The sequence below is a fragment of the Sodalinema sp. genome (assembly GCF_046483825.1).
In the GTDB taxonomy this organism is placed as follows: Bacteria; Cyanobacteriota; Cyanobacteriia; order Cyanobacteriales; family Geitlerinemataceae; genus Sodalinema.
The window spans coordinates 1-26,808 of record NZ_JAWOCL010000068.1 but is presented as its reverse complement, the minus strand read 5'-3'; the positions used below and the strand labels follow the sequence as shown (position 1 = coordinate 26,808).

The following is a 26,808-nucleotide window of genomic DNA, read 5'->3' as shown; positions in this document are numbered from 1 at the left end:
GTTATCTAAGGTTGGCTGGCTCTCGTCTCCCCCCCCCTCGTCCGTCTCCCCCCCCTCGTGTCATGGCTGGAGCCGTGACACGGGGACTCGGCGGCTCTGCCACCTGGTACGGGAGGCAGAGCCTCCCCGTTGGCATTCCTAGGCAGAGCCTAGGAACGAGGAGTGGGGAACGAGGAGTGGGGAACGAGGAGTGGGGAGTGGGGAGTGGGGAGTGGGGAGTGAACGAGGAGAGTAATGACCAAGAAGAATGACCGGTATAGACAGATTGGATAAGACAACAAATAAGGACAAATAAATTATCATACAAAGCCTGCGTTACTTTTGTATGCACATTCTCGACTGTCTATTTTTGTTTGTCATCATTTCCTAACAAATACCGGGGATCGATGGGGGATCTGGGGATGTCTTATGTCAAGATTTCCTGACATAACGATCCCCTAAATACCTATAATCTCGTGAAGCCTCGCTAAATCAGTCACTCTAGCCCCTTGTGGAATGAGGACATCTTCTGCAAGATAGACATCAGTTGGGCGCGTTAACCCGATCCCGAAGTTAATCTAAACATCCGGGATCTTTGTGAACTTCCGTTCAATCTGTCAGGTTTCCTTGACAGCCATGTTGAGAAAGACCAGCAATCACTATGTCACAAGAACGTCCACCCCTCGAAGAAATGACCTTGCGACAACTCCGACGAGTTGCAAGCGAGTGCGGCATTTCTCGATATAGCCGAATGCGGAAGTCTCAATTACTCTCCGCCATTCAAGCGGTCTTACCCGAAAAAATCAATTCCACAACCGCGAATCCCACAACCGCGAATCCCACAACCGCGAATCCCACAGCAACGAGTCCGAGTAATCCATCACGTCAATTGGAGGCACAGGAAGAAGTGGAAGCAGCAAAATTTGAACTCGGCCAAGACGATCGCACCGGCGGCGAACTCGCATCCGTCGATGAAGGCTTAGCCGATTTGCCCGAAGGCTACGGGGAAAGTCGGATTGTCTTAATGCCCCGAGATCCTCAATGGGCCTACTGCTATTGGGATGTCACCAACGAACAGAAAGAAGAGTTGCGTCGTCAAGGCGGACAACAACTGGCGTTGCGGGTGTACGATGCCACAGATATCGATCTCAACCATCAACCCCCTCACAGCATTCAAGAATATCCCTGCGACGAATTGGCTCGGGAATGGTATTTACCGGTTCCCGTCAGCGATCGCGACTATGCTGTAGAAATCGGCTATCGCTGTGGCGATGGACGCTGGCTGGTTCTGGCCCGCTCTTTGACGGTTCACACCCCCCCAGTTTACCCCTCTGACTGGATTGAAGATGTCTTCGTCACCGTGGGCTGGGACGAACCCCTAGAAGGCAAAACCGTCGCGAATCTGGTTCCCCCAAGCAAGAAACCTGTGGCCCAAGAAGCCGCTCCCAGCAACGCGGATGGCAACCCTCTCTACGAAGAAATCTTCGGTATGGCCAAATCCGCCGAAGCACAACGGGTGGCCGGTTCTCTGTTTGGCTCGATGCACCAAGTCCCCGAAAAAGCTGTTAGTTCTTACGTCTTCCCCTCCGGCGTTGGCATGTGGGCCGTTCCCACTATGTCCGGTTTAACCATGTCGGGTGCAGGAATGTCCGGTGTCGGTATGGGTGCTTCGATGCCACCCATGCGTCCCCGTCAATTCTGGCTGGTGGCGGATGCGGAACTGATTGTCTATGGTGCAACGGAACCCGATGCTACGGTGACTATTGGCGGTCGTCCTATCAAACTCAACTCCGATGGAACCTTCCGTTTCCAAATGTCGTTCCAAGATGGTCTAATCGATTACCCGATTAAGGCGGTTGCGGTTGACGGCGAACAAACTCGCTCGGTTCACATGAAGTTTGAGCGGGAAACCCCCTCTCGCAATACCAACACGAAGGAAGAGGCGGTTCCTGAGTGGTTCCACGGTTAGAGCGTTAAGCGTTAGCCTCGCCTCATAAACCCAAAACCCCGGTGTCATGTGACATCGGGGTTTTTAGTCGGCCTGTTCCCTATTCCCTATTCCCCATTCCCCATTCCCTGTTCCTTGTTCCCTGTTCCCTGTTCCCTGTTCCCTGTTCCCTATTCCCTTTTCCCTCCTCCTTCCCTCGCCGCTGCATTTCCATAGAGATATCTCGGACCGACGACTAATAGGGGATCTCCGGCATTATCCGGGAGATTGCGCGTTCGGGGATCAGTGGTGTCTGTTTCATCGCGCAGAAAGTCGGTGACAAAGATGACGGGCCGATCGCTCTGCCAGAGTTCTTGTAATTCCGCCGCTGAGAGGTGATAGGAAGGGGTTGGCCCCGGAAAGTCGGGCAAAATCCGAGGTTCTCCGGCATCGCTGAGAACATAGACAATGCGATAGGCCAGGTCATCATGGCCCCACACCCAACCGGGGTCTAGGGTGGGAAATTCGGGGAATCGCTGTCCCTCTGGCCCGAGATAGAAACTCATGGCCCCGGCGGCCCCGAGTTCCCGAGATCCTTCAAATACCCAAACTGTCGATTCGGGAAGTTGGGACTGGGCCTGGGTGATCAGAGGCTGTGAGGAGCGAATTTCGGCAAACCGGCCAAAGCCTTGGATGATGATGACGTAGGCGATCGCCATGGCAAGACTCAGACTCAGCCAACTGGCGATGGGTTGTCCTCGCAGCAGCAATAGTCCCGCCAACACAGCCCCGAGGCTCACACTTAGTCCTAAGGGACGAACCAAGGACTCGATTTCGGCGGGGAAGGAGTCGAGGAGGGTGGGATCGAGGAGCGTGGGGAGTTGCCAGAGACCAATGAGGAGGGCAACGCCTACGGCAATCAGGGTTACGGCAGCTAGGGCGCCTCCCCAGCCTGTGGCAATGCCTCGCCGTCCGGGGTTTGCAGTCCACCAGATGGCACAGAGGAGGATCAGGGGCGGCAGACTGGGCAAGCTGTAATAGAGTAGGCGGGAGGAGAGGGGCAAAAAGACCAGTATCGGCAGTAGGGCGGCGATCGCCAGCAGAATTAGGCCACTCCGTTGTTCGGGGCGTGACTGTTGTAAACTGACCCAAAACTGAACCAGGGTTTGGGGCAACACGAGGGACCAGGGTAAGGCCCAGACCACGGTCATCCCTAGATAGCCCAGGGCGCTCACTTGGGAGACGACGTAATCGCGGGGGTAACGGCGATCGGCCATGCGCTCTAGGTTCTCGTTGTTGACAAAATACTGCCAAAAGCCGGGATTGGCCCGTTCGACGGCGATCGCCCAGGGCAGAACCAGCAGCAACACCAGGGGAACACCAAACAGGGGCATCAGGGCTTGATTGAGCCGTCGCGGGGACTCGATGAGACTCATCACCAGCAGGGCGATCGCCGGAAACACCAACATAAAGGGTCCCTTGGCCAAAATAATGAGGCCCAAGAAGAGCCAAAACCCGATTTTATAGAGCAGGTTCGTGGGAGAGGCGGTAACGCGCCAAAGGCAATAGTAGAGGCTCATCAACAGAGATGACAGCAACAGATCGATGAGCAATTGGTGGGTAAAGATAAACCAACCGCAGGCCGTCGCCAACATCACCGCCGCGACACGTCCTGTTAAGGGCGAGACCAATTGCCGCCCCCACTGCCAGACCACAAAAATGCCCAAAGCGCCCCCTAGGAGCAACGGCAAGCGGGCTGCAAACTCATTGATGCCAAAAATGCTATAACTGAGCGCGATCGCCCAATAGAGCAAAGGAGGCTTATTGAGGTAAGGTGCGCCGTTGAGATAGGGGGTTGTCCAATCATGCCGTAGCAGCATTTCTCGGGCGACTCCGGCAAAATGGCCTTCATGGGGATCGTAGAGTCCAAAGTCTCCTAGGCCCCAACCTAAGATTGCGATCGCCACCAGAAGACTTAGCAAATCCATCCAGGTGGGTGTAACGGGTTCAATTCGGTTTAATGCCACTGTTTAACTAACGTAAGACGCGCAAAAACTCCCGAGCGATCGCGGCAATATGTTCAGCGCGATCGAGCCAATTCACGATACGGCGAGCGTTTACAAAATCGCGCCGCGATCCCAAAATATGATCATTCAAGCTATGGCCTGTATAAGACCCATCTCGCATTCCTAAAACCAGTAAATCAGCGGCAATCTCCTGATTGGCTGCCAACTCAGGATTGCCAATTAAGTCCATTCCCAAACGACCAGCCCAATAGCGATAATTGGATCGCCCAGTAATCTGGACAAAGCCTCGTCCTTTATAACGGGGACCATCTCCGGCATAGATATTCCCCAAATCTGAGCGCCATTCATAAGCCCAACCGCTGGCTAATTCGGTCATCCATTTTCCTAAATGAGATTCATGTTCAGCGGTGGCTAAAACATAGGCAATTTGTCCTAAATCAGTCACTCCATGATCTAAACACGCCGCCAAAATCAAGGGAACTGAATCACGAGCATAGACGCGGATATCAGGATAGGGAATCGAGTCTACAATACGGGAGACATCAAACTGAGACACCGGCGAGGCCCGTTCCGGTTCATAGATTGTGACTGGGCCACTCACTAACGCGGACCACGTGTCTCGTCCGACGATTCCATCAACGACTAAGCCATTGAGAGATTGAAAGCGCTTCACCCCGCCTTCGGTGTTATTCCCAAACTTACCATCGGCGATTTCATCTTGGGGAAAAATGCGGGCTTCAATCAGTAACCGTTGCAAGACTTTAACGGCCTCAGCCAGTTCTGGGTAATCGATTCCATCGCCTTTTTTGAGGACTGGATAACGGTCTAGGGGTTGAGGTGACGGGGATGGCGATGGCGATGGCGATGGGGTTGGACTACCTTGATTGAGTCCTAACTTGCTATCAATCGCCGCCCAAGTTTCTGCCCCAACAATTCCCGTCATTTTTAAGTCATTCTGCATTTGAAAGACTTTGACGGCTTTCTCTAGGGCGGAGTCGAAACGACCGTTAATGGGCTGACTAATGGGCAACAGCTTGAGTTTAATCATAATCCGTTGCAGGAGTTTGACGGGTTCGGTAAACTCCTGAGAGTCAATTCCATCGCCGGGGCGTAGCAGAGGACGTTTAACAACGGTCATGGTCGTTTAGGGTAGGTGAAGGAAACAGAGAGTTTTGGGGGATATTGGCTCGAATGAGGGTTGTGATCTCGGTGAGTTCGACTCGTCCAACCATCATCAAGAGAAACATAATTAATGCAAAATAGCCGTATCTGAGAGCCATTCGACATCAGGGGAATGCCAAAGTTTACCATCTAAGGCCATTTGTTCGATGGAACTGGCCAAACGCAAGGCTCGCAGGGCTTGTTCACCGCCAACGGAGGGTTGATTTCCGCCGCGAACACAGTTGACGAAATGTTCTAATTCAGCATGAAGCGGCTCGATGTTACTGGTGCGAACCTTCTCAATGAGTCCATCCTGACGATACAGCACTTGGCCATAGTCGGTGGAGGTGTTGGCGGTGGTTTGGCGGTGAATGAGAATTTCGTTGTTGAGGAAGTCGGCTTCGGTGAGGGAGGTTTGACAGTGAGCGGCGATGGTGCGACGTTTGCGATGGGTGACTTTGCTGGCGGTGAGGGTGGCGATCGCCCCGTTGGCAAAGCCTAAATTGGCTGTGACATAATCGAGATGAGGAGACCCAGAAATGCGACTCCCGCTGGCTGAGAGTTTCATGACGCGATCGCCAATCAGTTCTAAGATCAGATCAATGTCATGAATCATCAAGTCCAACACCACCGAGACATCGTTGGCGCGATCGGAATAGGGACTGAGACGATGGGCCTCTAAGGCCAGAACCTCTTCAGTTTTTAAGACTTTGCTGAGTTCTTGAAAGGCCGGATTGAAGCGTTCAATATGCCCCACCTGAAGAATACAGCCCGATTCCGCCGCCTGATTGACCAAGGATTCGGCTTCAGCGAGACTCGCGGCGATGGGTTTCTCGATCATCACATGCACCCCACTCTGCAAGCAATCCATGCCCACAGAATGATGTAACCGAGTCGGAACCGCCACACAAATGGCTTGCACATGGGGCAGTAAATCGCGATAATCCTCGAAGAACTTCACCCGGTACTTGCTGGCTGTATCTAAACCGCGATCGACTTGAACATCAGCAACCCCAACCAACTCAACATCCTTGAGGAGATTCAACACTCGGGTATGGTGTTGCCCCATATTCCCGACTCCGACTACCCCCATCCGGAGTGGTTCCGGTTGGTTCATCCCCGCCGTACTGTTCGGATAATTCACAAGTTAGACTCTGGTGACGTGCATGGTGTGTCCTCTCTCAGTCCAAGGTGAGAGTGCCTCGGGACGCGATCGCGACCTAAAGCTACCCAGAATGGTATCACAACACTTTGATTTCAGCCGATGGCCAGTCAAGCCAAGAAAGAATCCCCGTTCCTCAAATCAGCAAGAACGGGGACTGTGGAACACCGAGAATCATCTAACCAAAGGTAGAGCCATTCCAGCCCCACATCGCGCCCTTGGCATCAGCAAACTCAATATAAATCCGTTTCCCAGGAACGCCTAGCCGGGACTCAATTTCTTGACAAAAATCAGCACTCATGGACTTCGTCTGAGCCGAACTCATTGAGCCAATACTTTTAACCTCGACAAAACAAACCGGGTCAAGGGTTCCGCCAAAGGTCATCGGCACATCGGCTTCAAAGGCGGTCATTACGTAGGATTCTGATTTACCGAGATGTCCCGATAGCTTGGAGGATAGGACTTGTAACATTCCTTCGACAGCCGCTTTATCGGGAGCGGGGGCAGAGGTTTTAACTTGGATTAAAGGCATCGGGGAAGAAGGGAACAGGGAACAGGGAACAGGGGGGAGAAGGCAACAGGTAATAGGCAACAGGCACAACTTCTCCATCGGAGAGGTTAGCCGCCGTAGTTCCAGCCAGTGCTTTCGAGGGAGAGAATCTCTCCTTCGCGGTGAACGCCTGCTGCGATGACTTCGCCGACGAAGACGGTATGATCTCCTTTCTCAACAGAACCGACCACCTGACATTCTACATAGCCGAGAGAGTCTTTAATAATCGGACAGCCCGTTTCGGCGGTGTAAAATTCGACATCCTCAAATTTGTTGCCGACGCGGCTTTGAGGCTTGAAGAATTTTTGGGCGAGGTCTTTTTGCCCGAGTTCCAGGAAACTTAGACTAAACACGCCGCTGGATTTGAGCATTTCGTGGGAACCGCTGTCATTTTTGACGCAGTTGACGATGAGCGGCGGTTCAAAGGAGGACTGCATCACCCAACTGGCGGTAAAGCCGTTGAGGTTATCGCTGTTGATATCCTTCACGCCGCAAATATAGAGAGCGTGGGGGATTTTGCGGAGTAGGGTTTTCTTGGCTGCTTTTTTGTCGTCGGTATCTAGCATGATGTTTTTTGGGGAATAGGGAACAGGGGAGAAGAAGGCAAAAGGCAAGAGGCAAAAGGCAAGAGGGGCGTACCGCAAGTGACGCACCCGCCGAAAGGCTCTAGCTGCTTTGGATGTTGGGGGACATTTTGGGCGAGAGGGATAGGGGTGTATCTTGTTGAGTTTCCCCGGCCCAGGCTCGATAGTCGGCAATGAGATGACGGGTGAGCCGCTGTTTAACGGTATGTAACACACTGGCCAGGAGTGTGTTGCCTGTGGCATCGATGATGGGTTTGGGGGTCAGCCAGAGGGCGGGGGGCATATCCACGCCGACTTTGAGGTCGGCTTTCCCGTACAGGGTGGTTTTGCCGTTGTGGGTGTGGGGTTCGAGTCGCCCCACTAAGTCCAGGGAAAACCGCTGGTTGATGTATTCAACGCCGCGAATTTCACAGCCAACGGAACGTAGCTTGACGGTTCCTTGGGCATCGGCCCAAACTCGCATATCTACGGTTGGCTGAAGGGTCAGCATTAGGAAATGCAAGGGACGCATTTTGAGGCGGAAACAGTCCGCACTCAGGACATCCACTCGACTCGGGTCAACTAGGGCGGTGACCAGCCGCTGAGGTTGCCGCAGGTAATGCTGAATGGGAATGGGTTGGTCGGGGACGGGAATTTCGACGGGGACAGAAGAGGTGAAGCGGCTACGCATAACATCCGCAAAAAAGCAACATCAAGTAAACGGTTCTTAACAAAATTATACAATCAATCCGCTGCCATGGGTATCCCTCTCAGGTTAGAACCGGGCAGGGAGAGCCAGGAAACGCTTTGGTAGGAAAGGGTTTAGGCTATTCTTCCGTGTTTTCCGATCCTACTGCACGCTTTAGGTTTCTTTGCCAAAACGTTACATTTTTTAGGGGCGATCGCCTAAACTTTAACAAACCTTCATTTTTCGCCAAGTCTTTAATCTGAACTATCTCCGGCCGATTTCAGGCCTAAAAAGCCTGAATCCAGGCTTTGACCTCATACTCAGTCCAAATGCCATGTTTCGAGTAGGGGTCATTCTCAATCAGTTGACGAACGCTGGCCTCGTCTTCGGCCTCATAGATGCCAAACACCTGGGTGTTGTCGGCGGTGGGGCCAAGGGTGACGAGAATACCGGAGTCTTTCTGTTGGGCCAGTCCGTCTAAGTGGGCTTGGCGATAGGGTTGTCGTTTTTCTAGGGCATTCTCGCAATAGCGGCCCCAAAGGATATATTTAGCCATAGTTTCGGGGGTCAAATTTTCGGGGGTCAAATTTTCGGGAGTCAAATTTTCGGGAGTTAAATTTTCGGGAGTTAAATCTGGAGAACAGGGGTCATCGGGTTAGGTGACCGATGACTTGCGTAGAAAGGGAATCAGCCGTTTGCCCACATCCTCGGACCAGTGTTCTTGGGGGTAATGGGCGGCTTCGGGAAGGCTGACAAAATCGCCATTCTCAAGTCGTTGACTGAAGGCCTGGGCCGGTTCGGGGGCCAACCAGGGGTCTACCATGCCCCAAATGACGAGGGTGGGTTGACTCCAGGAGGCGAAACCGTCGCTAATTTCGCTCATGGCGGTCTTCAGTTGCAGATTTTGCAGGGTATAGAGAAGCGATCGCCCGGAATCGGAGGTTTTCAGCCAGGGACGACGATAGACATCGAGATCTTCGTCGGGGATGACAAAGCCGCTACCGGCTTCGAGGGTGCGGTCAATCAGCAGGGGGTCTTGAGTCATCATGTCCCCGACGAGGGGAAAACTCATTTGTTTGAGTTTCCAGGGGAGTTTAGCCTCGGGGGAGAGGGGGGCGTTGAGGATGGCTAGACGGTCGATGCGATCGCGGTGGCGTAGGGCGTATTGTAGGCCGACGGACCCGAGGAAGCCCTGTACGACTAAGGAGATGCGATCGAGTTCCATGGCATCGAGAAAGCCCTGTAATGCCTCGATAAAGGCATCAGGAGTATAGGCAAAGTCTCGTTTTTGCGGTTTATGCGATCGCCCGAATCCCAGCCAATCTGGGGCAATTCCCTGAAGTCCCTGACTAGCTAAATCCGGGAGTAAAGCACTCCAACTGTAGCCAAGGGAGGGCAAGCCATGAAGGAAGACCACCGGCGGACGCTCAGGGGGATTGGGGGGATGCACCTCGCGGTAAAACCAATCCCCAGATGGAGTTGTAATAATTTTCTCGTCAACGGCCACAGTAATCTTAAGTAATGTTTTAAACAGTGCCGCAATCCAAAGGGGCGATCGCGTTCGTAGTATCTTAGCAAGCTTCAGGACATTAAGAAAAGGACATTAAGAAAAGGACATTAAGAAAAGGACATTAAGAAACCAAGATATAGCAATACTAGGGATGGATAGGACAGAAACGAGCGAGGGGCGATCCCTCGTCGTTGCCCTTTTCCGGCCAAGATTGTCCTAAGCGAACCGGCCCTTGCTATCGGTTATTGCCTCATCTCTTTTAGTTAAACTCCTTGAACAAAACGGCGTCCCCATAGAATGAGAACGCCGTTTTCATTAGACAAAACCAAGACTTGATGGCGGTAAAACTTCAACCGCTATCACAGGGTTATAAAAGACAGGGTTATAAAAGCCAATTAGCTGCTTAAAATTCCATTTCAGCCGCTTGAACCTTCTCAACTTGTTTCTTCTTGAGAACCAGCATGATTTGAGCCAAAGCAACCAAGGCAAAGAAGCCTAACAAGCCCTGAATCCGAGCTGGATTTTGTAGGACAATTTCCGTATCCTTCTGACCAAAACCACCCACATTGGGGTCAGTCGTCAGCACATCGCCAGCGGCGACGGTGTCACCCACCGAGGCCAAGATCTCGGGACCGGGGGGAACCGACTCGACGACTTCAGACCCGTCTTCAGTGTCTAAGGTGACGGTATAGCCACCCTCATCATTGGGGTCAATGGCGGTAATGGTTCCAGCATGTTCAGCCTTGTAAGCAATGTTATTGCTGTTATTACCGGCCGGATAGATTTGACCGCGACCCCGGTTACCCGCCGCGTGAACAGAATACTTACCAAAGTTAACCGAGGAATCGCGATTGGGGTCAGGAGACAGAACCGGGAAGACCAATTCCTGATGTTCCTCACCCGGGAGAGGGCCGACGAGAATCACATTCTCTTGGTCGGGGGTATAGCTTTGGTAGAAAATGCCTTCGACTTCTTCCTTGAGTTCTTCAGGAATGCGCTCTTCGGGAGCAATCTTAAAGCCTTCGGGGAGCATCAGCACGGCACCGACATTCAAGCCAGCCTTACTACCGTCACCCAGAATTTGCTGCTTGGAGGTGTCGTAAGGAACCTTGATAACCGCCTTAAAGACGGTATCGGGAAGCACTGACTGAGGCACCTCAACATCCATCGCTTGTTCAGCCAGGTGACAGTTGGCGCAAACAATGCGTCCAGTGGCTTCGCGGGGGGTTTCTGGGGCCGTTTGTTGAGCCCAGAAGGGGTAAGCGGCTGCGGCTTGAGGGACGAGGACATCACTGGCCACAAAGACAGCCGCTGCTGCCAAGCTAACCAGAAGTCCTTTCCTCGCCAGGGTCATCAAAGGGGCGAACAGTTGTGTCGCCCAAGCACTAGAGTATTTCATCAATTGTGACAACGTTCTCTTCTCTCAATGGCTAGGGGAATTCTCAAAATAATCTCTCCCCAGAGGGGAGAGGTTGGGGGAGCGTTAAACCCACCAGGGTGTTTCCTGAGTGCGGAAGTCTTCTTCAGTCCACTCGGCGAGAACCACATTATCGTCCTCTGCTACGTCCACATGGACTAATGCCAGAGACAGAGGAGCGGGACCGCGAACCACTTTACCCGACTTGTTATACTGAGACCCGTGACAGGGGCAGATAAATTTCTCTGCACTCGCATTCCAGGGAACCACACAGCCGAGGTGAGTGCAAATGGCGTTGAGGCCATAATCGGCGATCGCCTGTTCGCCTTCAACGACGATGTAGGTCGGATCTCCTTTGAAGCCTTGAGTGAGGACGCGATCGCCCACATTGTGTTCAGCGAGGAAGCTAGTCGCTTTCACATCATTGCCGAGGGCATCTTTAGCGACGATACTGCCACCACTACCACCACTCGACGGGGGAATAAAGTATTTAACGACGGGGTACAGCGCACCGAGAGCCGTTCCGGTAACTGCACCAAACGTCAGAAAGTTCATGAATTGCCGTCGTCCCATGGAGGGGACATCGGTTGAGCCGGAAGCCTGAGTCATGGAGCTATTTACGTATTATGGTTGTATCTGATTTTGCTTAACAAACGGCATCACCGTTTCATCTGCGCCCATTGCCGTGAGAACACCAAGCAGGACGCACACCGTTTGGGATTGTATCGGATCAAGTGTCCCGTCGCGAGCAAAAAAAATGAAAATGGCGCAACACTCGTTCATAATACCACGCTGGAGGGGCCAAAAAAGGGGGGGGGATCGCTGGATTCGGCTTTCCTGAAAAATCGAGACCGGGCCGGCCAGAATCCATGAAGAAATGTAAAATACAAGCCATAAGCTGCCCGAGCGATCGCGATCCGAGCCAGATATCAGCCAGTAACGCCTCCCATGCCCAACTCAACCGATCAAAGCCAACCCATCGTGACTGGACCTGAGTTACACCAACTCCTACTCAACAAGTGGGGCTGTTCCTACGATCTACAACTGCGCCGCCGCCAAGGCAAAATTTTTTTACAGGTGATGTGGAAATATCTCGAACAAGCGTCATTTCCTCGTTCAGCCGACGACTATGCCCAACATCTTGAGCAGATTGCCGAATATCTCAATGCTTGGAACAGTGCCGAGGTGATTCGTCAATATATCAGCGAGACTCGCGAACGTCCTCGCCTCGGTAAAGCCGTCAGCATCCCCATCGATCCAGGCCAACGGAGTTCCGAATGGTTTGTGGACAATTAAATCTCCCGATACATCTCCTGAAGGCTCAGCAAGAGATCGTCTTGTCCAATGTCATCTTGTCCAATCTCAACGAGATCAATCTCAACGAGGTCCTCAACGAGGTCAATCTCGACGAGATCAATCTCAACGAGATCAATCTCAACGAGGTCAATCTTTAGCGTGCATCATCTCCAACGACGTCTCGGCCGTCTACTCCCGAGTCTCCTGCTGCTAGTTCTGTCTTTGATCACCGTTGTCACTTTCTCAACGGCCCGTCCCGAGAGGGTTGAGGGGCAAACGCCCCTACCCATTCCCATCCAACCCCTACAACTGACCGAAAACACTGCGCCAGTGCGTCTCAACGGGCGTACAGTTTTCGAGATCAGTTCACCGCCGTCGAATCCCGACGAACCGCGCACAATCCCCAGCTTAGAAGACCGGGTGCGTGAAGTTGAGCGCAAGTTAAGTCGCATAGTTGAGGGGGGCTTCGATCCTGACTCTCTGCAAGTGAGGGCTCAACAAGACTGGAACACTAATCAATATGTCATCAGCGTCTATGACGACGGTAATCTAGGGTCTCCCGAAGAACCTGAAAGAATTGTCACGGTGACTCGGTTTGACGCTCAGGTGGCCGATCGCAACCCCGAGGCTCTAGCGGAGGACTGGGCCGATCAAATTGAAGAAGCCTTACGACTCGCGTACCAGGAACGTCTCCCGGAAGCCCGAAAACAACGCTGGGAAACCGCCCTCATTCTAGCGGCCATTATCGTCGTTCTCAGCCCACTCATTGCCCTGTTACAACGGCGTACAACCGGCCATTATCAAGATCTCTCGCGACAACGACATCCTGAGAACCTACAACCTCCAGAAGATGCTCTCGTCGAGGAGAATGAGGCGGCCGGGATGGGAAGCCGAGTGCAATTTCTGCGGGCGATGATGCCGCAAATTGTCTTAGAACGGCGCATCAGCATGGTGATTTTGCTGCGGCGGGTGTTGCTGTTTTTGCAGTTGGCTCTGTGGATTGGGGGAACGATCTTGATTTTGTCTCAGTTTCCCGAAACACGAGCCTATGCGGCTTGGTTGCAGGAATTTCCCGTTCAGATTTTGGGGATTTGGCTATTTGTGGCGGTGGCCAACAAACTTACGGATGTGTTGTTTGACAATATCTTGCAATCCTGGGTTGAACAAGAATCCCTCAATCCCACGGCCTCAAAACGCTTTATCCTGCGTGCGCCCACCCTAGCCGCCGCCTTAAAGGGGATGACAAGCTTCATTGCTGGCTTAATCGGGGTGATTTGGTTTTTGGCGCTGCAAAACTTCCCCCTCGATTCCCTGATTACCGGGGCCGGGATTTTCGGTGTGGCGTTGACGATTGTCTTCCAGAACCTGATTAAAGACCTCATTAACGGGATTCTCATTCTCTGGGAAGACCAATTTGCGGTGGGGGATGTGATTGATGTGGGCTATGGCCCCGGCTTTGTGGAATATATGAACCTGCGCGTGACTCGCCTGCGGGGAGAAGGGGGCCGACTCAGTACGGTTCCCAATAGTCAAATTGAGGTGGTGCATAACCTCAGCAAAGAATGGTCTCGGATTGACTTCCAGATTTGGATTAGTCACGATGCAGATGCCCTAGAAGCCATTCAAGTGATGCGGCGGACGATGGAGGAGATGCAAGCCGATCCCGATTGGACTGAGTCAATTATTGAGCCGACCATGTTAGCTGGGGTGGAGAATCTCGATGAACGAGGAACCCAACTGCTGATGTGGACGAAGACCAAACCTCTGCAACAATGGGCCGTACAACGGGAGTATCGCCGTCGTCTGAAGCTGGCGTTTGAGGAAGCGGGGATTGGCATCGCTATTCCCAAACAGATGCTCTGGTTCAAAGAACCTGCCTCGGATGGGCATAATGATGGGCATGATGAGGACAATCACCACTCTCTCCCTCAGCCGAAATGACGCGCACCGTTCGCATCACCCCCTAAACGAATCAACTCAGGAGACTATTATGGGACTCAAACTTCATATTGGTGGCCAAGAACCCCATCCCGACTGGAAAATTGTAGATATTGAGGAACGCCCCGAAGTCGATTTTGTCGGGGATGCTGCTGATTTAAGTCAATTTGAGGATAATTCCGTCGAAGCGATCTATGCGAGTCATGTGTTGGAACATTTCCACCACAGTTTGAATAATGAGTTACTGGTGACCCTGAGTGAATGGCATCGGGTGCTAGAACCTGGAGGCAAATTGTTTATCAGTGTTCCCAATTTGCAAACCCTTTGTTGGCTCTATCTCAATCCTAATTTGATGGCGTTTGAACGGCTGCATCTGATGAGCATTATGTTCGGCGGTCAAACCAATGAGTTTGATGTACATCGGGTTGGCTTTGATTTTGAAACCTTAGCCATTTATTTGGAAGAAGTGGGGTTTGAGGAGTATGAGGAGTTGACGGAGTTTAATCTTTTCAAAGATTGCAGTAGTTTACGAATTATGGATACGTTAATTAGCCTGAATATGGCAGTCACGAAGACGGTCAATGATGAAGAAGCGTAGGGCGATCGCCCACTAAATACGACGGCCCTAAATACGACGACCCTAGGTCGATGAGTGTCCCCAGTCTGGAAATAGGCGTTGACATTGCCATTGTCCGTCAACCTGTCGCCACCGCAGTAACTGGTGAGCTGAAGCCCCCAGCAGATTGCTCGATTGTCCGATCGCCGCTCGGGGAGCGACGGTGGCCAGGGAAATGGCCGTTTCGATGTCACACAGGCCCCAGTTGACGAGGTTAAGAGCGCCATCGAGGAGCGATCGCGTGGTTCCGGCCAAGGTTCCATCGGCCAGTCGCGCGGTTCCCTGTTTGACCTGAATTTCCCGGCAATCCCAGGGATAAACGCCATCGGGGAGTCCCAGGGGTGCGAGAGCATCACTGACGAGAAACAGATGCTCAGGAGCGGCGTTGAGCAATAGCTGTAACATCATCGGACAGATATGTTCTCCATCAGCAATCACCCCACAGGAGATCCCCGATCGCAGCAAAGCGGCCCCCAGCAAACCGGGTTCTCGGTGATGTAGGCCCCGCATGGCATTAAAGGCATGAGTCACCATAGTGGCTCCTTGGTCAAAGGCTTGATTCGCTTGGGCGGCTGTGGCCAAGGAATGGCCCAGACTGACGCGAATCCCGCGCCGTTGCAACTCGGCGATCGCCTCACCAGTGGGATCGAGTTCAGGGGCCAAGGTCATCAGGCTCACCGTTGCCCCACCTGGGCCTAACACTCGTTCGAGGTGATCTCGGGTTAGGGGCAACAAATACTCTTGGGGATGAGCGCCCCGTTTTTGCGGGTTTAAACAGGGGCCTTCTAAATGGAGTCCTAACACCTGAGCGGTTGGGGCGTGGGGGAGTTGGCGGGCCATAAAGGTCTCAAAGGTGGCGATCGCGGTGCGAAACCTCTCGGGGGAGGTGGTGACGAGGGTGGGGAGATAGGCATCGACGCCCGCCTGCCAGAGATAGCGGCTGATGGCCTCTAACTCGGGCAGATGCTCCGGGGTCACATCGGGAAAGGCCAAGCCTAAAGCACCGTTAATCTGGAGATCGCAACCTCCGAGGGAAATCCAGTCTTCACCGCAATCGAGATGGGTTCCTGGGGCATTTAGGGGGTGCTGTGAGGATGTTGGAGAGGGGGTTGGTATGGCTGAAGTCGGACCAATGGCGGTAATGCGTTGCTCGTCTAGGGCGATCGCCTGGGGTTGCCCCGATGAGGTCCCCTCGGGTCCCTTGTATCCCGGCACATTGCCCCGAATAATCGTTACAGCCATGGTTCCACTCTCGTCTGAGTACGACTCAGCCATTCTATCAATGACCAGTTCTAGCCCCGATCGCGCCCCCAATCAACCCCAAATCGGCATCATTATGGGGAGCGATTCCGACCTGCCGACCCTGAATGCTGCCATTGAGATTTGCCAACAGTTTCAGGTTCCCCATGAAGTGGCGATCGTCTCGGCGCACCGCACCCCTGAGCGTCTGTTTGACTACGCCAAAACCGCTCATGAGCGAGGGTTAAAGGTAATTATTGCCGGGGCCGGAGGTGCGGCCCATTTACCGGGGATGGTGGCGTCCTTAACGCCTCTACCCGTCATTGGCGTTCCGGTCGCCACCCGCCATTTAGGGGGTCTCGACTCCCTCTATTCCATCGTGCAGATGCCTCGGGGGATTCCCGTGGCGACCGTGGCGATCGGCAATGCCCAAAATGCCGGGTTGCTGGCCGTACAGATCTTAGCCAGCCAAGATCTAGCCCTGCTGCAACAGGTCCAACAGTATCGTCAAGATCTCAAAACATCAGTTCTGGACAAACAAGAGCGGCTCGATGACCTCGGTGCCGCCGCTTATCTACAGCAAAAAAATAGTTAGGCATATCTTCACCTAACCTGGCGATTCTGGCGGGAGTTTCGCCAAGAAATCGGCAAAAATCAGCAAGTTTTCCCAGAGATTCCCGGCGATCGCCAACACAATGTATTGTCTGATACAGAATAAACCCTACGAGAATTGGTGCAATCAGTGTGACTCAACTGCACAACTCCGCTTCTCAATCTCAACGGGAGCGCAAGGGTACACAAGCTTGAGCTTTGGACGCCATCAGAGATTGCCGAGTGTTCCCAGCGCGAGTGTGCTGTGTCGGAAACCGATCCATTTGCTTAATCTCAATCCAAAGTCTAAAACATGACATCTAAGATTACCCTCAGATCACGACATGGAGCGTCACCGGGGCGAGTGCGCGGCAGCAACCGTAACTCAGCCTTGGTAAAACTCCTGACCCTTGGCCGCCGAGTTCCCATTTATTGGCTCGCCTGTATTCCTCTAACCGCTTTAATTTTAGGCGTTTGGGACTTAGCGGCAACCGCCGCAGATCCCCAAGGGATTGAAGTTCTCGAAGAGGTTGACGCGGCCTACGTTCAAGGTGTCCTCAACACCGTTTGGATTCTCGTCGCCTCCGTGTTGGTTATTTTCATGAACGCGGGTTTCGGAATGCTCGAAACCGGGATGTGTCGTCAGAAAAATGCCGTCAACATCCTCTCGAAAAACCTGATTGTTTTTGCCCTAGCCACAATTGCCTACTGGGCGATCGGATTTTCTCTGATGTACGGTGAAGGAGCCACTGGTGAAGGCTCAACAGCCTTCATTGGCTTCGGCGGTTGGTTCCTCAGCAGTGGAGATCCCGCCACCTACGGACTCGATCCTTTCCCCGGTGGTCTGCCGATTTCGGTCTCCTTCTTATTCCAGGTGGCGTTTGCTGCAACCGCCGCCACCATCGTCTCAGGAGCTGTCGCCGAGCGGATTAAATATGATGCTTTCCTGATTTTCAGCCTCTTGCTGACGGGAATTTTCTACCCCATTTCGGGCCACTGGGTGTGGTCAGGGAATGGAATGCTGACCTCCTTTGGTCCTGAAGGTGCTTGGTCGTTCGGAGACTTCGCCGGTTCGACGGTGGTTCACTCCGTCGGCGGTTGGGCCGCCTTAGTGGGAGCTTCCATTCTCGGCCCTCGGATGGGTAAATATGAAGATGGTCAGCCCCGCGCAATTCCCGGTCATAACCTCAGCCTGGCCACCCTCGGCTGTCTGATTCTCTGGATTGGCTGGTTTGGCTTCAACCCAGGTTCTGAGTTAGCAGCTACATCGAACATTGCCTATATTGCGGTCACCACCAACCTCGCTGCGGCAGCGGGTGGGGTAACCGGAACCTTTACCTCTTGGTTTCGCGATGGTAAGCCAGACCTCTCGATGACCATTAACGGTATCCTGGCTGGATTGGTTGCCATTACCGCCGGTTGTAATGTCATGCCCTACTGGGGTGCGGCTCTCACCGGTGCTATTGGCGGGATTCTGGTCGTGTTTGCAGTCTCCTTCTTTGACCGAGTTGTCAAAATTGACGACCCTGTTGGCGCGATTTCGGTTCACCTGGTTAACGGAATCTGGGGAACCCTAGCCGTGGGGATCTTCGGCGGTGGCAACTTCATCGCTCAACTGATTGGTGTTCTAACAATTGGTGGCTTCACCGTTGTCCTGAGTTTCATCTGTTGGTATGCCGTTGGGGCCGTCGTCGGTGGTATTCGCGTCGGCGAGGAAGAAGAGTTCAACGGTCTCGACATCGGCGAACATGGCATGGAAGCGTATCATGGTTTCTTGAAAGAAACGGCTATGGGCGGAATGTCCTCATCTAAGTCGAGCGGTATGCCCTAGTCGTATCGGCATCGTTGATTCGATTGAATCTGGCTTAATTCGGTTTAATTCCCCTAAACAACCGGTTTCACGTTTCACTGTGGAGCCGGTTGTTTTCTGTTGTACCCTCATCGCCTACCGAGGCCGACCATAACAGTACGCCCCTTGCCCCTTGCCTCTTGCCTCTTCTTCCCCTGTTCCCTGTTCCCTGTTCCCTGTTCCCTTCTTTTGCCTCTTGCCTCTTGCCCCTTGCCTCTTGCCTTCTCCCCCCCATGACGCACAATGAAAGTTGCACCTGTCTTGCGATCATAGCCTGTGTCTAGAGTATCGAAGCCTATCCCAGCCTGGGGCATTCTCTCCTTGGTTACGAATGGCATGTTGTTAGTGGCCGTGGCGATTCTAATTGGGCGACAACAGTCCGAACGGTCTTTGCCTGTGCAGGATGGTCATACCTTAGCCACCATTGAAACGAGTCCCACACCTCGCCCGACGGCCCGGCCAACGGCCTCTCCTCAGCCTCAGGTGGGGGAGTTACCCCGTGCCACCTATCAAGATTGGCTCGAACGGCTCGAACAGGAGGCTGAGGCGATCGCCGCTACGTCCCCAGAACGCCTCTATGTGCTAGCCGGAGACTCAATTAGTCTTAGTTTTCCTGAGTCGTTACTGCCACTCGATGTTACTTGGCTCAGACAGGCGATTTCAGGGGAAGGGTCCGAGGGACTCTATGAACGACTCCCCCTGCTCGATAACACTCGTCCCGATAAGATTTTTGTGATGATTGGCATCAATGATCTGCTGCGGGGAGAGGACGACGAGACGATTCTGGAAAATCACCGCAAAATCATCAAAGATATCCTTTGGATTCATCCCAATACTGAGGTAGTTGTTCAGTCGATTTTGCCCCACAGTGGCGAGGATGCGACCTGGGAGGGACGGGAGAAACTGCGAGATCTGCCGAATGAGCGTATCCAACGACTCAATGAACGCTTAGCGGCGATCGCCGACGTTGAAGGGGCCACCTATCTCAACCTCTATCCTCTATTTAGCGACGACGCCGGTTATCTCAAAGCTGAGTTCACCACTGATGGACTGCACCTGAATGAACAGGGATATGAACTCTGGCGTATGGCGTTGATTATTGCCGAGACGTTGTAGGGGGAGAAGGGAACACCGGAACACCGGAACACCGGAACACCGGAACAGGCAATAGGGAATTGCCATAAGCTCCCGTGAACTCGGTACAATGACACCAACTCGGAAATTCACCCGAAAATCGACTGACTGACGATCGCGAACCCCGATTCAATTCACTCATTCAATTCACTCATTCAATTCACTATGGATACCAAAGCCTTTAAGCGTTCCCTCCAACAATCAGAAAACTATCACCGTCGTGGTTTCGGGCGCGAGGTTGAAGTCGAGGGACTCCTACAAACCGAATATCAGAGTGATCTCATCGGCGAGATTCGCGCCAACCAGAACCGCCTAGAACGAGATCAGGTCACCATTCGTCTGGCTGAAGCCTTCGGCTTTTGTTGGGGAGTTGAGCGGGCCGTGGCGATCGCCTACGAAACCCGCAGTCACTTCCCCAGCGAGCGAATCTGGATCACCAACGAAATTATCCATAATCCCGGCGTCAACCAACGGCTACGGGAGATGAATGTGGGATTCATCGAGGTGATCGATGGCGAAAAAGACTTTTCTGGCGTTCAAAAAGGCGATGTGGTCATTCTTCCCGCCTTCGGGGCCACCGTTCAAGAAATGCAGCTTCTCGATGAACGGGGTTGCACCATTGTCGACACCACCTGTCCCTGGGTGTCCAAGGTTTGGAACAGTGTTGAAAAACACAAGCGACGTAACCACACCTCAATTGTTCATGGCAAGTATAAACATGAGGAAACCCTAGCCACCACCTCATTTGCCGACAAATACCTGGTCGTCTTGAACCTCAAGGAAGCCGAATATGTGGCCAACTACATTCTCCACGGTGGCGACAAAGCCGAATTTATGGACAAGTTCCAAAACGCCCATTCTGAAGGCTTTGACCCTGATCGCGACCTCGACTGTGTGGGAATTGCCAATCAAACCACGATGCTGAAAAGCGAAACGGAGCAAATTGGCAAACTCTTCGAACACACCATGTTACAAAAATATGGGCCAACGGAGTTCAACCAACATTTCATGTCCTTCAACACCATCTGCGACGCCACTCAAGAGCGTCAGGATGCCATGTTGCAACTGGTGGAAGAAGACTTGGATGTGATTGTGGTGATTGGTGGGTTTAACTCGTCCAATACCACTCATTTACAAGAGATTGCGATCGAGCGAGAGATTCCCTCCTATCATATCGATTCTGCCGATCGCATTGGCCCAGGAAATCGCATTGAACATAAACCCTTGGAACGCGATGAACTAGAAGTCACCGACAATTGGCTCCCCGACGGTCATCTCATCGTCGGTGTCACCTCGGGAGCTTCAACGCCGGATAAATCGGTCGAAGAAACGATCGCCAAAATCCTGCATCTTAAAGCCAAGGTTCCTGTAACTCGTTAATTTTCAATAATTCTCAATCATCATTCAGGGAACAGTGAGAATTTTTCGCTGTTCCCTATTCTTGTCTTTTTCTCCTTTGTTTCGTTGGCTTTTTCCCTCGTTTATTCTATTCCCTGTTTCTTTCTAAAACGAAAATGTCTCAACCAAACTTACTGTATTTCGTTGTAGCTTTAGTTTAAAAATTTCATCAGGTTCAACACTAAACTCTAAGCGTAATACAGACGTTCCGCGAGCTTGAGTTTGCATTACAATATCATCCATTTCATCAAGAATCATCATACTTAAATCTGAAGGGAGAGCCGCACCTGTGGCGGGAATCAGTCGCACTCGGACATCAATTTCCTGGTCACTGAGAGGATAGACACCCACTTCTAAGGCGATAGTTTGTCCATCACTAAATTGAAGACGTTTAGCTCGTTGAATGGCCGGTTCAGTTGAGGGAGTGCGGAAGGCGATCGCCGGGACAGATTGCGTATCTTCAGCGATAAACTCCTCAGAAATATCCTCCCAACCTTCGTCAAACTTATCCTGAAACCAGTCCCGTAAACAAATTAAGGGAGTTGCAGTTAAGGCGTTTTCTAGCACCCCAAAGAGGCGTTCAAGACTATCCCAATTCGCCAGAGTTGTTTCCGCTGAGGATAGAGTGTCTCGGAAGCCAAGAAGATACGCCTCATCATCGGTTGAACTGAAGCCAACAGCGACATAGCCGAGGCGATTGCTTAAGGCTTCCGGGGAACTTTGTATAGTTAAGGTATCAGCTCGATTATAGACGGTTTGAGGGTCTGCGATCGCCGGCTCAACCAACGCACATTCTAAACATCCCAATCCAGGAATCGGAAGTTCAGCCACATCCGCCAGTAATTGCTCAATGGGATTGCAAAGTCCACTGGCTGTTATGTCTGTTGTAATCCCCATACAATCCGTATAAAAACGAACCGCATAGAGCGCCAAAATCTGGCGATAGATACGATTCGCCTTAGCAGAATCAGAATAGCGTTGACTACAGCTTGTCGCCACTTGGCGCTGCTGCTGGGTCAATGGAACGGTAAATATCAGATTCGTCGTCATCGGTTTAATAGACTCTTGTTCAAGGTTGACACGATTAAAAATCATAACGAATGGGTTTTGCGAATTGAAGTTTCAATATAGGGTGCAAGGCGACGCAGAGAAGTATGATAAAAGGTGCTTAGAGTTGACATTTTAATTGAAAACTCTTCCGATATCTCTTGCCATTGATAGCCATCCAACCGTCTTAAGACCAGTTTCTGAAAGTTGACTTCAGGAGATTTAGGGAGACAGCACTCGCGAAATCGGCCATCAACATCGTCCTCAAGACACTCACGAACCAACTGAGATAAAAAGGGTTTTTCATCTCCCAACACTATAGCCCATTGTGATTTCGAGACCAGGCGTTCCTCGAACGGCTCCATCACAACCGGTTTGTTGTTTCTCCTTCTTTGGTCCGATACCTCTCGAAAAAAACGGCGTTCCAATAGCATATTGGCCCATCGCATCACCGAAGCTAACTTGATGTCATACTCATCAATCGAGCGACAAATGTAGTAAAACAAACTTTGTAGCGCTTCGGCGCGGTAATCGTGATATCGATCCGGAGATAAGCCAATTCCAGAAGGATAGATCAGACGACCCGAATGAATCATTCCGTTAATGAGTCGAGTTAGTGCGACTTGTCGAGCCTGGCTTCCGGGAGGGTTACCTTGTGCATCTAAAGCAAGTTGATTCAACTGTTCGTCATCCATAGTCAGGGTCTATCGGAGGCCTGGGAGTCACAGCACAGACACCGCAAATCTCTAACTCAATCAGCAATTTAATGAGTTATGGGATTCCTCGGCGAACTATGACATTTGGCGATACTCTCTGGGGTGTTCCTAAATCTGTCGGTTTCAGAAGACGATTTTTACGGGAATCCTGGAAATTTGTTACAAAAGTTCATAAAGCCTTGAGCAAAGTTGTAATTCGAGGTGGCGGGAATGCTAGGCTAAATGGGGATTTAGGGAAAATATAGGAATTTACCCGTCCTTTTTATTGACATTTATATTTTTTTGTGGTATAGGAGGCGTATCAATGAGACAATTTTCGGCTCACAAGACTCAAACAAGGACTCAAATCAGGACTCAAATCAGGACTCAACTCTGGCTGTTGGCGATCGCCACTCCCCTCATGTTGCTCAGCGGCTGTCAGACCCCATCATCGGGGGATCTCTCCCAGGAGACCCCAACCCCCGAAGTCCAGGAAGACTCCCGCGACTCCCAATCCGAGCCACCGTCCCAAACAGCACTCAACACCCCCCCAACAGAGGAATCCCCAGAAGACGTCTTAAACGAGTCTTCATCTGACAATCAACCCGACCCCCCCCTGGAGGTCGCCGAGGGAGTCACAGAGTCCAACGTGACCGACTCCAACACCGACTCCAACACCGACTTAAATACAGACTCCAACACCGACTTAAATACAGACTTAAATACAGACTCCAATCCCGAACCAGCGGAGCCTGCACCTCTATTTTCCGAAGTTCTGCAACAGGTGGAGTCCACAACCGAGATCCCGGTTCGGCTTCCGAGTGAGATTCCCCTCACCGACAATGACGAACTTCCCATCTTTGTCGAAGCCGAAGCCGACGCAGACAGTTACCAAATTTATCTATCCCTGGCTCCCAACTGTCGAGGCGCCACCGCCTGTTCCTATGGCTTCTTCGCCGCCAGACGCACCAGCGATGACGACTATTACGGAGTTGGGGAGGAGTTCCAAGAGAGCATTCCCCTCGATAACGGAATTACAGGAAACTTTAACCCCATGATGTGCGGTGCATCCTGTTCCCCCCCAGTCATTGAATGGTCTCAAGAGGGAGTTCGCTATCGCATCGCGCTCAAAGGCGTTAGTGGCGATGACGCGGAGGCCTTAGATAGCTTACAAGCCTTAGCCAACTCGGCGATCGCCACTCAACCCTAACCCATCAGGACGTCCAGCCGACAGCGGAGGTCCTCACCACCTGGCTCAAATCCGGGGTAATTTCTAGCGTGTAATCAAACGGAGAACTGAGGCTCGTATCAACGCGAGTCATCGCAGAACCATCAGGGTTGCGGGGACTGAAAAACGACTCCGCACTGACAACCAAATTCCCCGATTCATTGCGGCTAATATCCGTCACCGTCAGCGTATTGCTCTCTCCACTGCTCAACACCGCCGAGAGATAAGCCGCATCGACGAGATCCCCCGTTGCGGGGTCAATCCGACCTAAAACCCCCACTTTCGCACCACCCCCGGCGCCATAACTGCGTAGCCAGTTCTGAGTCGCATCTCCCGAGGCTCGTCGCCAATCCTCGCTGGGAGTTCCCTGGGTTCCATCGGTACTAAAGACACCATAGAGACTCGTTCCATCCCAGAACAGTCCCAAACCCCGTCCATCGGCTCCAGTGGACTCATAATCGGTGCGAATCCAGTTATTATCGGGGTTTTCGCTGTCGAAACTGGCAATAATCGGGTCTTGGTTATTCCCACTTTCCTGCCAGAATCCGATATAAATCGTTTGACTTCCCAGAGTCAGGCGTTGTGCATTAGAGGCGGCGATGGTAGCTTCGTCAGTATTGGGAGTAAACTGGACTGGACTGGAACTAATAGCCGCCGGGAGAGGAGAGAGGGGGTCCTCTGGAGTTCCCAATCCGAGATCGGGGTCGTTGTTTAAATCAAAACCGAAGTCGAGCAAATCCGGTTCATCCGCATCGATATTGAGATCGAGTTGGACGGCGGGATCCGTGATATCGTTGAGAATTGCCAGGAAGTCCCCACTGGTGCGATCGCGAATCACCGTATCACCCGCAAACTCCCCTTCACCGGCCAGAAACTCCAGACGTTCCGGAGTCAATCCCTCCAACAAAGCCAACGAATCCTGATTCGGCGTATAGTCGACAATCAAATCCGCCTGAGCCAACTCCGCATTTCCCATCCCCGGCGTGAGGACAAACGTATTTGCACCCTCACCCCCAACCAGAGTATCGGAACCCGAGCCACTGTAGAGCGTATCATTACCCAAATCTCCACTCAGCAGATGATTCCCCGCCTCAGCTAAGAGCCAATCATCTCCCTGGCCGCCATAGAGACTATCCTCTCCTGACCCCGCATAGAGCGTATCATTTCCCTGATTACCGAACAGGAAATTCTCACCCTGGCGACCCTGAATCAAATCATCATCCGCCGCACCGACCAGGGTATCGCTACCGGCTCCTCCCCGTAGGGTATCATTGCCGAAATCGCCACTCAGTAGGTTATTTCCCTCCCGAGCAAAGAGGACATCATTATCCTGTCCCCCATACACCGCATCATCTCCGTCCCCCGCTGCGAGGACATCATCACCCGTCGCTCCAAATATCCAGTTATCTCCGCCGACACCGGCGATAGTATCCGTTCCCGCCGTTCCCAGAATCAGTTGACTCTGGGAGTTTCCCGTAAAGGGATTATCGCCGTTATCGAGGGTGACAACGCTGAGGGTGTTGAGATCAAATGAAAGCATAGGAGTTTACGCTGAATTGGGAACGTAGATGCACAGCCACAGAGGCTAAATCGCAGTCTAACTTATTCCCAACCCACCGCAGAAGTGCTGATGACAGTCTTGAGATCGGAGGTCATCTCAACAGTGTAGTCAAAGGGAGAACCGAGGCTGTCATCAATGCGAGTCATGCGAGAACCATTGGGGTTACGGGGACTGAACCAGGACTTAGCACTCACCACGAGATTTCCAGCCTCATTAGTGGTGACGTCGGTAATTTCGAGACTGTTGCTATTTCCACTGCTCAACACCGCTGAGAGATAGGCTGCATCGAGGAGTTCCCCGCTAGTGGGGTCAATTCGACCGACAACGCCAACTTTTGCACCCCCACCTGAACCATAACTGCTTAGCCAGTTCTGAGTGACATCTCCCGAGGCTCGTCGCCAATCTTCACTGCTGCTTCCTTGGGTTCCATCCGTTGCAAAGACTCCATAGAGGCTGGTTCCATCCCAGAACAGTCCATAACCGCGTCCATCGGCTCCGGTGGCTTCGTAGTCGGTGCGAACCCAGTTATTGTCAGGGTTTTCGCTGTCAAAGCTGGCGATGATGGGATCTTGGTTGTTATCCCCTTTTTGCCATACGCCAATGTAAATGGTTTGGCTTCCTAGGGTAATGCGGGGTATGTCTGATGCGGCGAGGGTAGCTTCATCGGTGTCGGGAGTAAATTTTTTGGCGCTCGATGCAATCACCGCCGGGATGGGAGTTGGTTCCTCTTCTACAGGAGTTTCTTCCTCGACTGGGGTTTCCTCTTCTACAGGGGTTTCTTCCTCAACGGGAGTTTCTTCTTCTACAGGAGTTTCTTCCTCAACGGGAGTTTCTTCCTCAACGGGAGTTTCCTCTTCTACAGGGGTTTCCTCTTCTACAGGAGTTTCTTCTTCAACGGGAGTTTCTTCCTCAACGGGAGTTTCTTCCTCGACTGGGGTTTCCTCCTCAACGGGAGTTTCCTCTTCTACAGGAGTTTCCTCTTCTACAGGAGTTTCTTCTTCAACGGGAGTTTCTTCCTCGACTGGGGTTTCCTCCTCAACCGGGGTTTCTTCAAGTTCAGGTTCAGGCTGCATCTCCTCAGAATCGAGATCAGCATCCAGTCCGACATCCATATTAGGAACATCGAGATCACTTTCCATCTGAACCTCTAAAGGATTGCTAACTTGCTTGAGAATCGCAAGATATTCTCCCGTTTCACGATCGCGAATCAACGTATCCCCCAAATAGTCTCC

26 protein-coding genes are annotated in these 26,808 nt (G+C 52.2%); 11 read left to right on the top strand and 15 right to left on the bottom strand.

Going from position 1 to position 26,808, the window contains the following annotated elements; all coding sequences use genetic code 11:
* Positions 1 to 251: hypothetical protein (locus R6U67_RS04440; protein WP_410251434.1), on the top strand; the 251-nt coding region annotated here is incomplete at its 5' end.
* Positions 252 to 640: 389 nt separating this feature from the next.
* The gene (locus R6U67_RS04435) at positions 641 to 1,948 is read left to right on the top strand and encodes a DUF4912 domain-containing protein (RefSeq protein ID WP_410251433.1); all 1,308 of its coding nucleotides are present in this window, start codon (positions 641 to 643) and stop codon (positions 1,946 to 1,948) included.
* A gap of 149 nt (positions 1,949 to 2,097) precedes the next feature.
* Here R6U67_RS04435 and R6U67_RS04430 read toward each other — a convergent pair whose 3' ends face one another.
* The 7 genes from R6U67_RS04430 to R6U67_RS04400 all read right to left on the bottom strand — a co-directional run bounded on the left by R6U67_RS04430 (position 2,098) and on the right by R6U67_RS04400 (position 8,613).
* Entirely contained in the window at positions 2,098 to 3,933 is a 1,836-nt protein-coding gene (locus R6U67_RS04430) for an ArnT family glycosyltransferase (protein ID WP_410251432.1), read from the bottom strand.
* Positions 3,934 to 3,940: 7 nt separating this feature from the next.
* Positions 3,941 to 5,071 carry a peptidoglycan-binding protein gene (locus tag R6U67_RS04425; RefSeq protein ID WP_410251431.1) on the bottom strand — a complete coding sequence of 377 codons (1,131 nt, stop codon included), beginning with the start codon at positions 5,069 to 5,071 and terminating at the stop codon, positions 3,941 to 3,943.
* 111 nt (positions 5,072 to 5,182) lie between these two features.
* A complete protein-coding gene (locus R6U67_RS04420) occupies positions 5,183 to 6,211 on the bottom strand; it encodes a Gfo/Idh/MocA family oxidoreductase (RefSeq protein WP_410251439.1) in 1,029 nt (342 codons plus the stop codon).
* Between the two features lie 223 nt (positions 6,212 to 6,434).
* Positions 6,435 to 6,788, bottom strand: coding sequence for a phenylpyruvate tautomerase MIF-related protein (locus R6U67_RS04415; RefSeq protein ID WP_410251430.1), 354 nt, complete (start codon positions 6,786 to 6,788; stop codon positions 6,435 to 6,437).
* Between the two features lie 86 nt (positions 6,789 to 6,874).
* Positions 6,875 to 7,372, bottom strand: coding sequence for a flavin reductase family protein (locus R6U67_RS04410; protein ID WP_410251429.1), 498 nt, complete (start codon positions 7,370 to 7,372; stop codon positions 6,875 to 6,877).
* Between the two features lie 100 nt (positions 7,373 to 7,472).
* Complete coding sequence (locus R6U67_RS04405) at positions 7,473 to 8,060, bottom strand: DUF1997 domain-containing protein (protein ID WP_410251428.1); 588 nt, start codon at positions 8,058 to 8,060, stop codon at positions 7,473 to 7,475.
* 283 nt (positions 8,061 to 8,343) lie between these two features.
* Complete coding sequence (locus R6U67_RS04400; protein WP_410251427.1) at positions 8,344 to 8,613, bottom strand: YciI family protein; 270 nt, start codon at positions 8,611 to 8,613, stop codon at positions 8,344 to 8,346.
* Between R6U67_RS04400 and R6U67_RS04395 the strand changes: the two genes are divergently transcribed.
* The gene (locus R6U67_RS04395) at positions 8,600 to 8,716 is read left to right on the top strand and encodes a pentapeptide repeat-containing protein (RefSeq protein ID WP_410251438.1); all 117 of its coding nucleotides are present in this window, start codon (positions 8,600 to 8,602) and stop codon (positions 8,714 to 8,716) included. The genes R6U67_RS04400 and R6U67_RS04395 overlap by 14 nt on opposite strands.
* Here the strand turns inward: R6U67_RS04395 and R6U67_RS04390 are convergent.
* The 3 genes from R6U67_RS04390 to petC all read right to left on the bottom strand — a co-directional run bounded on the left by R6U67_RS04390 (position 8,713) and on the right by petC (position 11,593).
* Positions 8,713 to 9,564, bottom strand: a complete 852-nt coding sequence (locus R6U67_RS04390) for an alpha/beta fold hydrolase (protein ID WP_410251426.1) — start codon at positions 9,562 to 9,564, stop codon at positions 8,713 to 8,715. The two genes, R6U67_RS04395 and R6U67_RS04390, sit on opposite strands and share 4 nt — an antisense overlap.
* Positions 9,565 to 9,970: 406 nt before the next feature.
* A complete protein-coding gene (petA, locus tag R6U67_RS04385; RefSeq protein ID WP_410251437.1) occupies positions 9,971 to 10,921 on the bottom strand; it encodes a cytochrome f in 951 nt (316 codons plus the stop codon).
* A 129-nt stretch (positions 10,922 to 11,050) separates the two neighbouring features.
* The gene (gene petC / locus R6U67_RS04380; protein WP_410251425.1) at positions 11,051 to 11,593 is read right to left on the bottom strand and encodes a cytochrome b6-f complex iron-sulfur subunit; all 543 of its coding nucleotides are present in this window, start codon (positions 11,591 to 11,593) and stop codon (positions 11,051 to 11,053) included.
* Between the two features lie 372 nt (positions 11,594 to 11,965).
* On the opposite strand from petC, the gene R6U67_RS04375 reads away from it, so the two are divergent.
* The 3 genes from R6U67_RS04375 to R6U67_RS04365 all read left to right on the top strand — a co-directional run bounded on the left by R6U67_RS04375 (position 11,966) and on the right by R6U67_RS04365 (position 14,816).
* Entirely contained in the window at positions 11,966 to 12,280 is a 315-nt protein-coding gene (locus R6U67_RS04375; protein WP_410251436.1) for a DUF3067 family protein, read from the top strand.
* Positions 12,281 to 12,439: 159 nt separating this feature from the next.
* A complete protein-coding gene (locus tag R6U67_RS04370) occupies positions 12,440 to 14,221 on the top strand; it encodes a mechanosensitive ion channel family protein (RefSeq protein ID WP_410251424.1) in 1,782 nt (593 codons plus the stop codon).
* Positions 14,222 to 14,270: 49 nt separating this feature from the next.
* The gene (locus R6U67_RS04365) at positions 14,271 to 14,816 is read left to right on the top strand and encodes a class I SAM-dependent methyltransferase (RefSeq protein ID WP_410251423.1); all 546 of its coding nucleotides are present in this window, start codon (positions 14,271 to 14,273) and stop codon (positions 14,814 to 14,816) included.
* 42 nt (positions 14,817 to 14,858) lie between these two features.
* Here R6U67_RS04365 and nagA read toward each other — a convergent pair whose 3' ends face one another.
* Positions 14,859 to 16,076: an N-acetylglucosamine-6-phosphate deacetylase gene (gene nagA / locus R6U67_RS04360; RefSeq protein ID WP_410251422.1), complete on the bottom strand. Its 1,218-nt coding sequence runs from the start codon at positions 16,074 to 16,076 to the stop codon at positions 14,859 to 14,861.
* Between the two features lie 40 nt (positions 16,077 to 16,116).
* On the opposite strand from nagA, the gene purE reads away from it, so the two are divergent.
* The 4 genes from purE (at position 16,117) to R6U67_RS04340 (ending at position 21,027) form a co-directional block, all read left to right on the top strand.
* Entirely contained in the window at positions 16,117 to 16,668 is a 552-nt protein-coding gene (gene purE, locus R6U67_RS04355) for a 5-(carboxyamino)imidazole ribonucleotide mutase (protein WP_410251435.1), read from the top strand.
* A 309-nt stretch (positions 16,669 to 16,977) separates the two neighbouring features.
* Complete coding sequence (locus R6U67_RS04350) at positions 16,978 to 18,495, top strand: ammonium transporter (RefSeq protein WP_410251421.1); 1,518 nt, start codon at positions 16,978 to 16,980, stop codon at positions 18,493 to 18,495.
* Between the two features lie 294 nt (positions 18,496 to 18,789).
* A complete protein-coding gene (locus R6U67_RS04345) occupies positions 18,790 to 19,629 on the top strand; it encodes a GDSL-type esterase/lipase family protein (RefSeq protein ID WP_410251420.1) in 840 nt (279 codons plus the stop codon).
* 183 nt (positions 19,630 to 19,812) lie between these two features.
* Entirely contained in the window at positions 19,813 to 21,027 is a 1,215-nt protein-coding gene (locus R6U67_RS04340; RefSeq protein ID WP_410251419.1) for a 4-hydroxy-3-methylbut-2-enyl diphosphate reductase, read from the top strand.
* A 123-nt stretch (positions 21,028 to 21,150) separates the two neighbouring features.
* Here the strand turns inward: R6U67_RS04340 and R6U67_RS04335 are convergent, their stop codons facing one another.
* Together R6U67_RS04335 and R6U67_RS04330 are read right to left on the bottom strand one after the other, a co-directional pair.
* Positions 21,151 to 22,095, bottom strand: a complete 945-nt coding sequence (locus tag R6U67_RS04335) for a DUF1822 family protein (RefSeq protein ID WP_410251418.1) — start codon at positions 22,093 to 22,095, stop codon at positions 21,151 to 21,153.
* A gap of 41 nt (positions 22,096 to 22,136) precedes the next feature.
* Positions 22,137 to 22,787 (bottom strand): hypothetical protein, encoded by a 651-nt coding sequence (locus tag R6U67_RS04330; RefSeq protein ID WP_410251417.1) that lies wholly within the window; start codon positions 22,785 to 22,787, stop codon positions 22,137 to 22,139.
* 325 nt (positions 22,788 to 23,112) lie between these two features.
* Between R6U67_RS04330 and R6U67_RS04325 the strand changes: the two genes are divergently transcribed.
* Positions 23,113 to 23,997, top strand: coding sequence for a hypothetical protein (locus tag R6U67_RS04325; protein ID WP_410251416.1), 885 nt, complete (start codon positions 23,113 to 23,115; stop codon positions 23,995 to 23,997).
* 4 nt (positions 23,998 to 24,001) lie between these two features.
* Here the strand turns inward: R6U67_RS04325 and R6U67_RS04320 are convergent, their stop codons facing one another.
* Positions 24,002 to 25,555, bottom strand: a complete 1,554-nt coding sequence (locus R6U67_RS04320; RefSeq protein WP_410251415.1) for a calcium-binding protein — start codon at positions 25,553 to 25,555, stop codon at positions 24,002 to 24,004.
* 62 nt (positions 25,556 to 25,617) lie between these two features.
* A partial coding sequence (locus tag R6U67_RS04315) for a hypothetical protein (RefSeq protein WP_410251414.1) occupies positions 25,618 to 26,808 on the bottom strand: 1,191 nt, incomplete at its 5' end.

Coding starts and splice junctions, on each gene's coding strand:
- R6U67_RS04350 (WP_410251421.1), top strand. CDS start 16,978: ATGACATCTAAGATTACCCTCAGATCACGACATGGAGCGTCACCGGGG.
- petA (WP_410251437.1), bottom strand. CDS start 10,921: ATGACCCTGGCGAGGAAAGGACTTCTGGTTAGCTTGGCAGCAGCGGCT.
- purE (WP_410251435.1), top strand. CDS start 16,117: ATGACCAGTTCTAGCCCCGATCGCGCCCCCAATCAACCCCAAATCGGC.
- R6U67_RS04400 (WP_410251427.1), bottom strand. CDS start 8,613: ATGGCTAAATATATCCTTTGGGGCCGCTATTGCGAGAATGCCCTAGAA.
- R6U67_RS04410 (WP_410251429.1), bottom strand. CDS start 7,372: ATGCTAGATACCGACGACAAAAAAGCAGCCAAGAAAACCCTACTCCGC.
- R6U67_RS04335 (WP_410251418.1), bottom strand. CDS start 22,095: ATGACGACGAATCTGATATTTACCGTTCCATTGACCCAGCAGCAGCGC.
- R6U67_RS04405 (WP_410251428.1), bottom strand. CDS start 8,060: ATGCGTAGCCGCTTCACCTCTTCTGTCCCCGTCGAAATTCCCGTCCCC.
- petC (WP_410251425.1), bottom strand. CDS start 11,593: ATGACTCAGGCTTCCGGCTCAACCGATGTCCCCTCCATGGGACGACGG.
- R6U67_RS04320 (WP_410251415.1), bottom strand. CDS start 25,555: ATGCTTTCATTTGATCTCAACACCCTCAGCGTTGTCACCCTCGATAAC.
- R6U67_RS04425 (WP_410251431.1), bottom strand. CDS start 5,071: ATGACCGTTGTTAAACGTCCTCTGCTACGCCCCGGCGATGGAATTGAC.
- R6U67_RS04420 (WP_410251439.1), bottom strand. CDS start 6,211: ATGAACCAACCGGAACCACTCCGGATGGGGGTAGTCGGAGTCGGGAAT.
- R6U67_RS04330 (WP_410251417.1), bottom strand. CDS start 22,787: ATGGATGACGAACAGTTGAATCAACTTGCTTTAGATGCACAAGGTAAC.
- R6U67_RS04365 (WP_410251423.1), top strand. CDS start 14,271: ATGGGACTCAAACTTCATATTGGTGGCCAAGAACCCCATCCCGACTGG.
- R6U67_RS04435 (WP_410251433.1), top strand. CDS start 641: ATGTCACAAGAACGTCCACCCCTCGAAGAAATGACCTTGCGACAACTC.
- nagA (WP_410251422.1), bottom strand. CDS start 16,076: ATGGCTGTAACGATTATTCGGGGCAATGTGCCGGGATACAAGGGACCC.
- R6U67_RS04415 (WP_410251430.1), bottom strand. CDS start 6,788: ATGCCTTTAATCCAAGTTAAAACCTCTGCCCCCGCTCCCGATAAAGCG.
- R6U67_RS04325 (WP_410251416.1), top strand. CDS start 23,113: ATGAGACAATTTTCGGCTCACAAGACTCAAACAAGGACTCAAATCAGG.
- R6U67_RS04340 (WP_410251419.1), top strand. CDS start 19,813: ATGGATACCAAAGCCTTTAAGCGTTCCCTCCAACAATCAGAAAACTAT.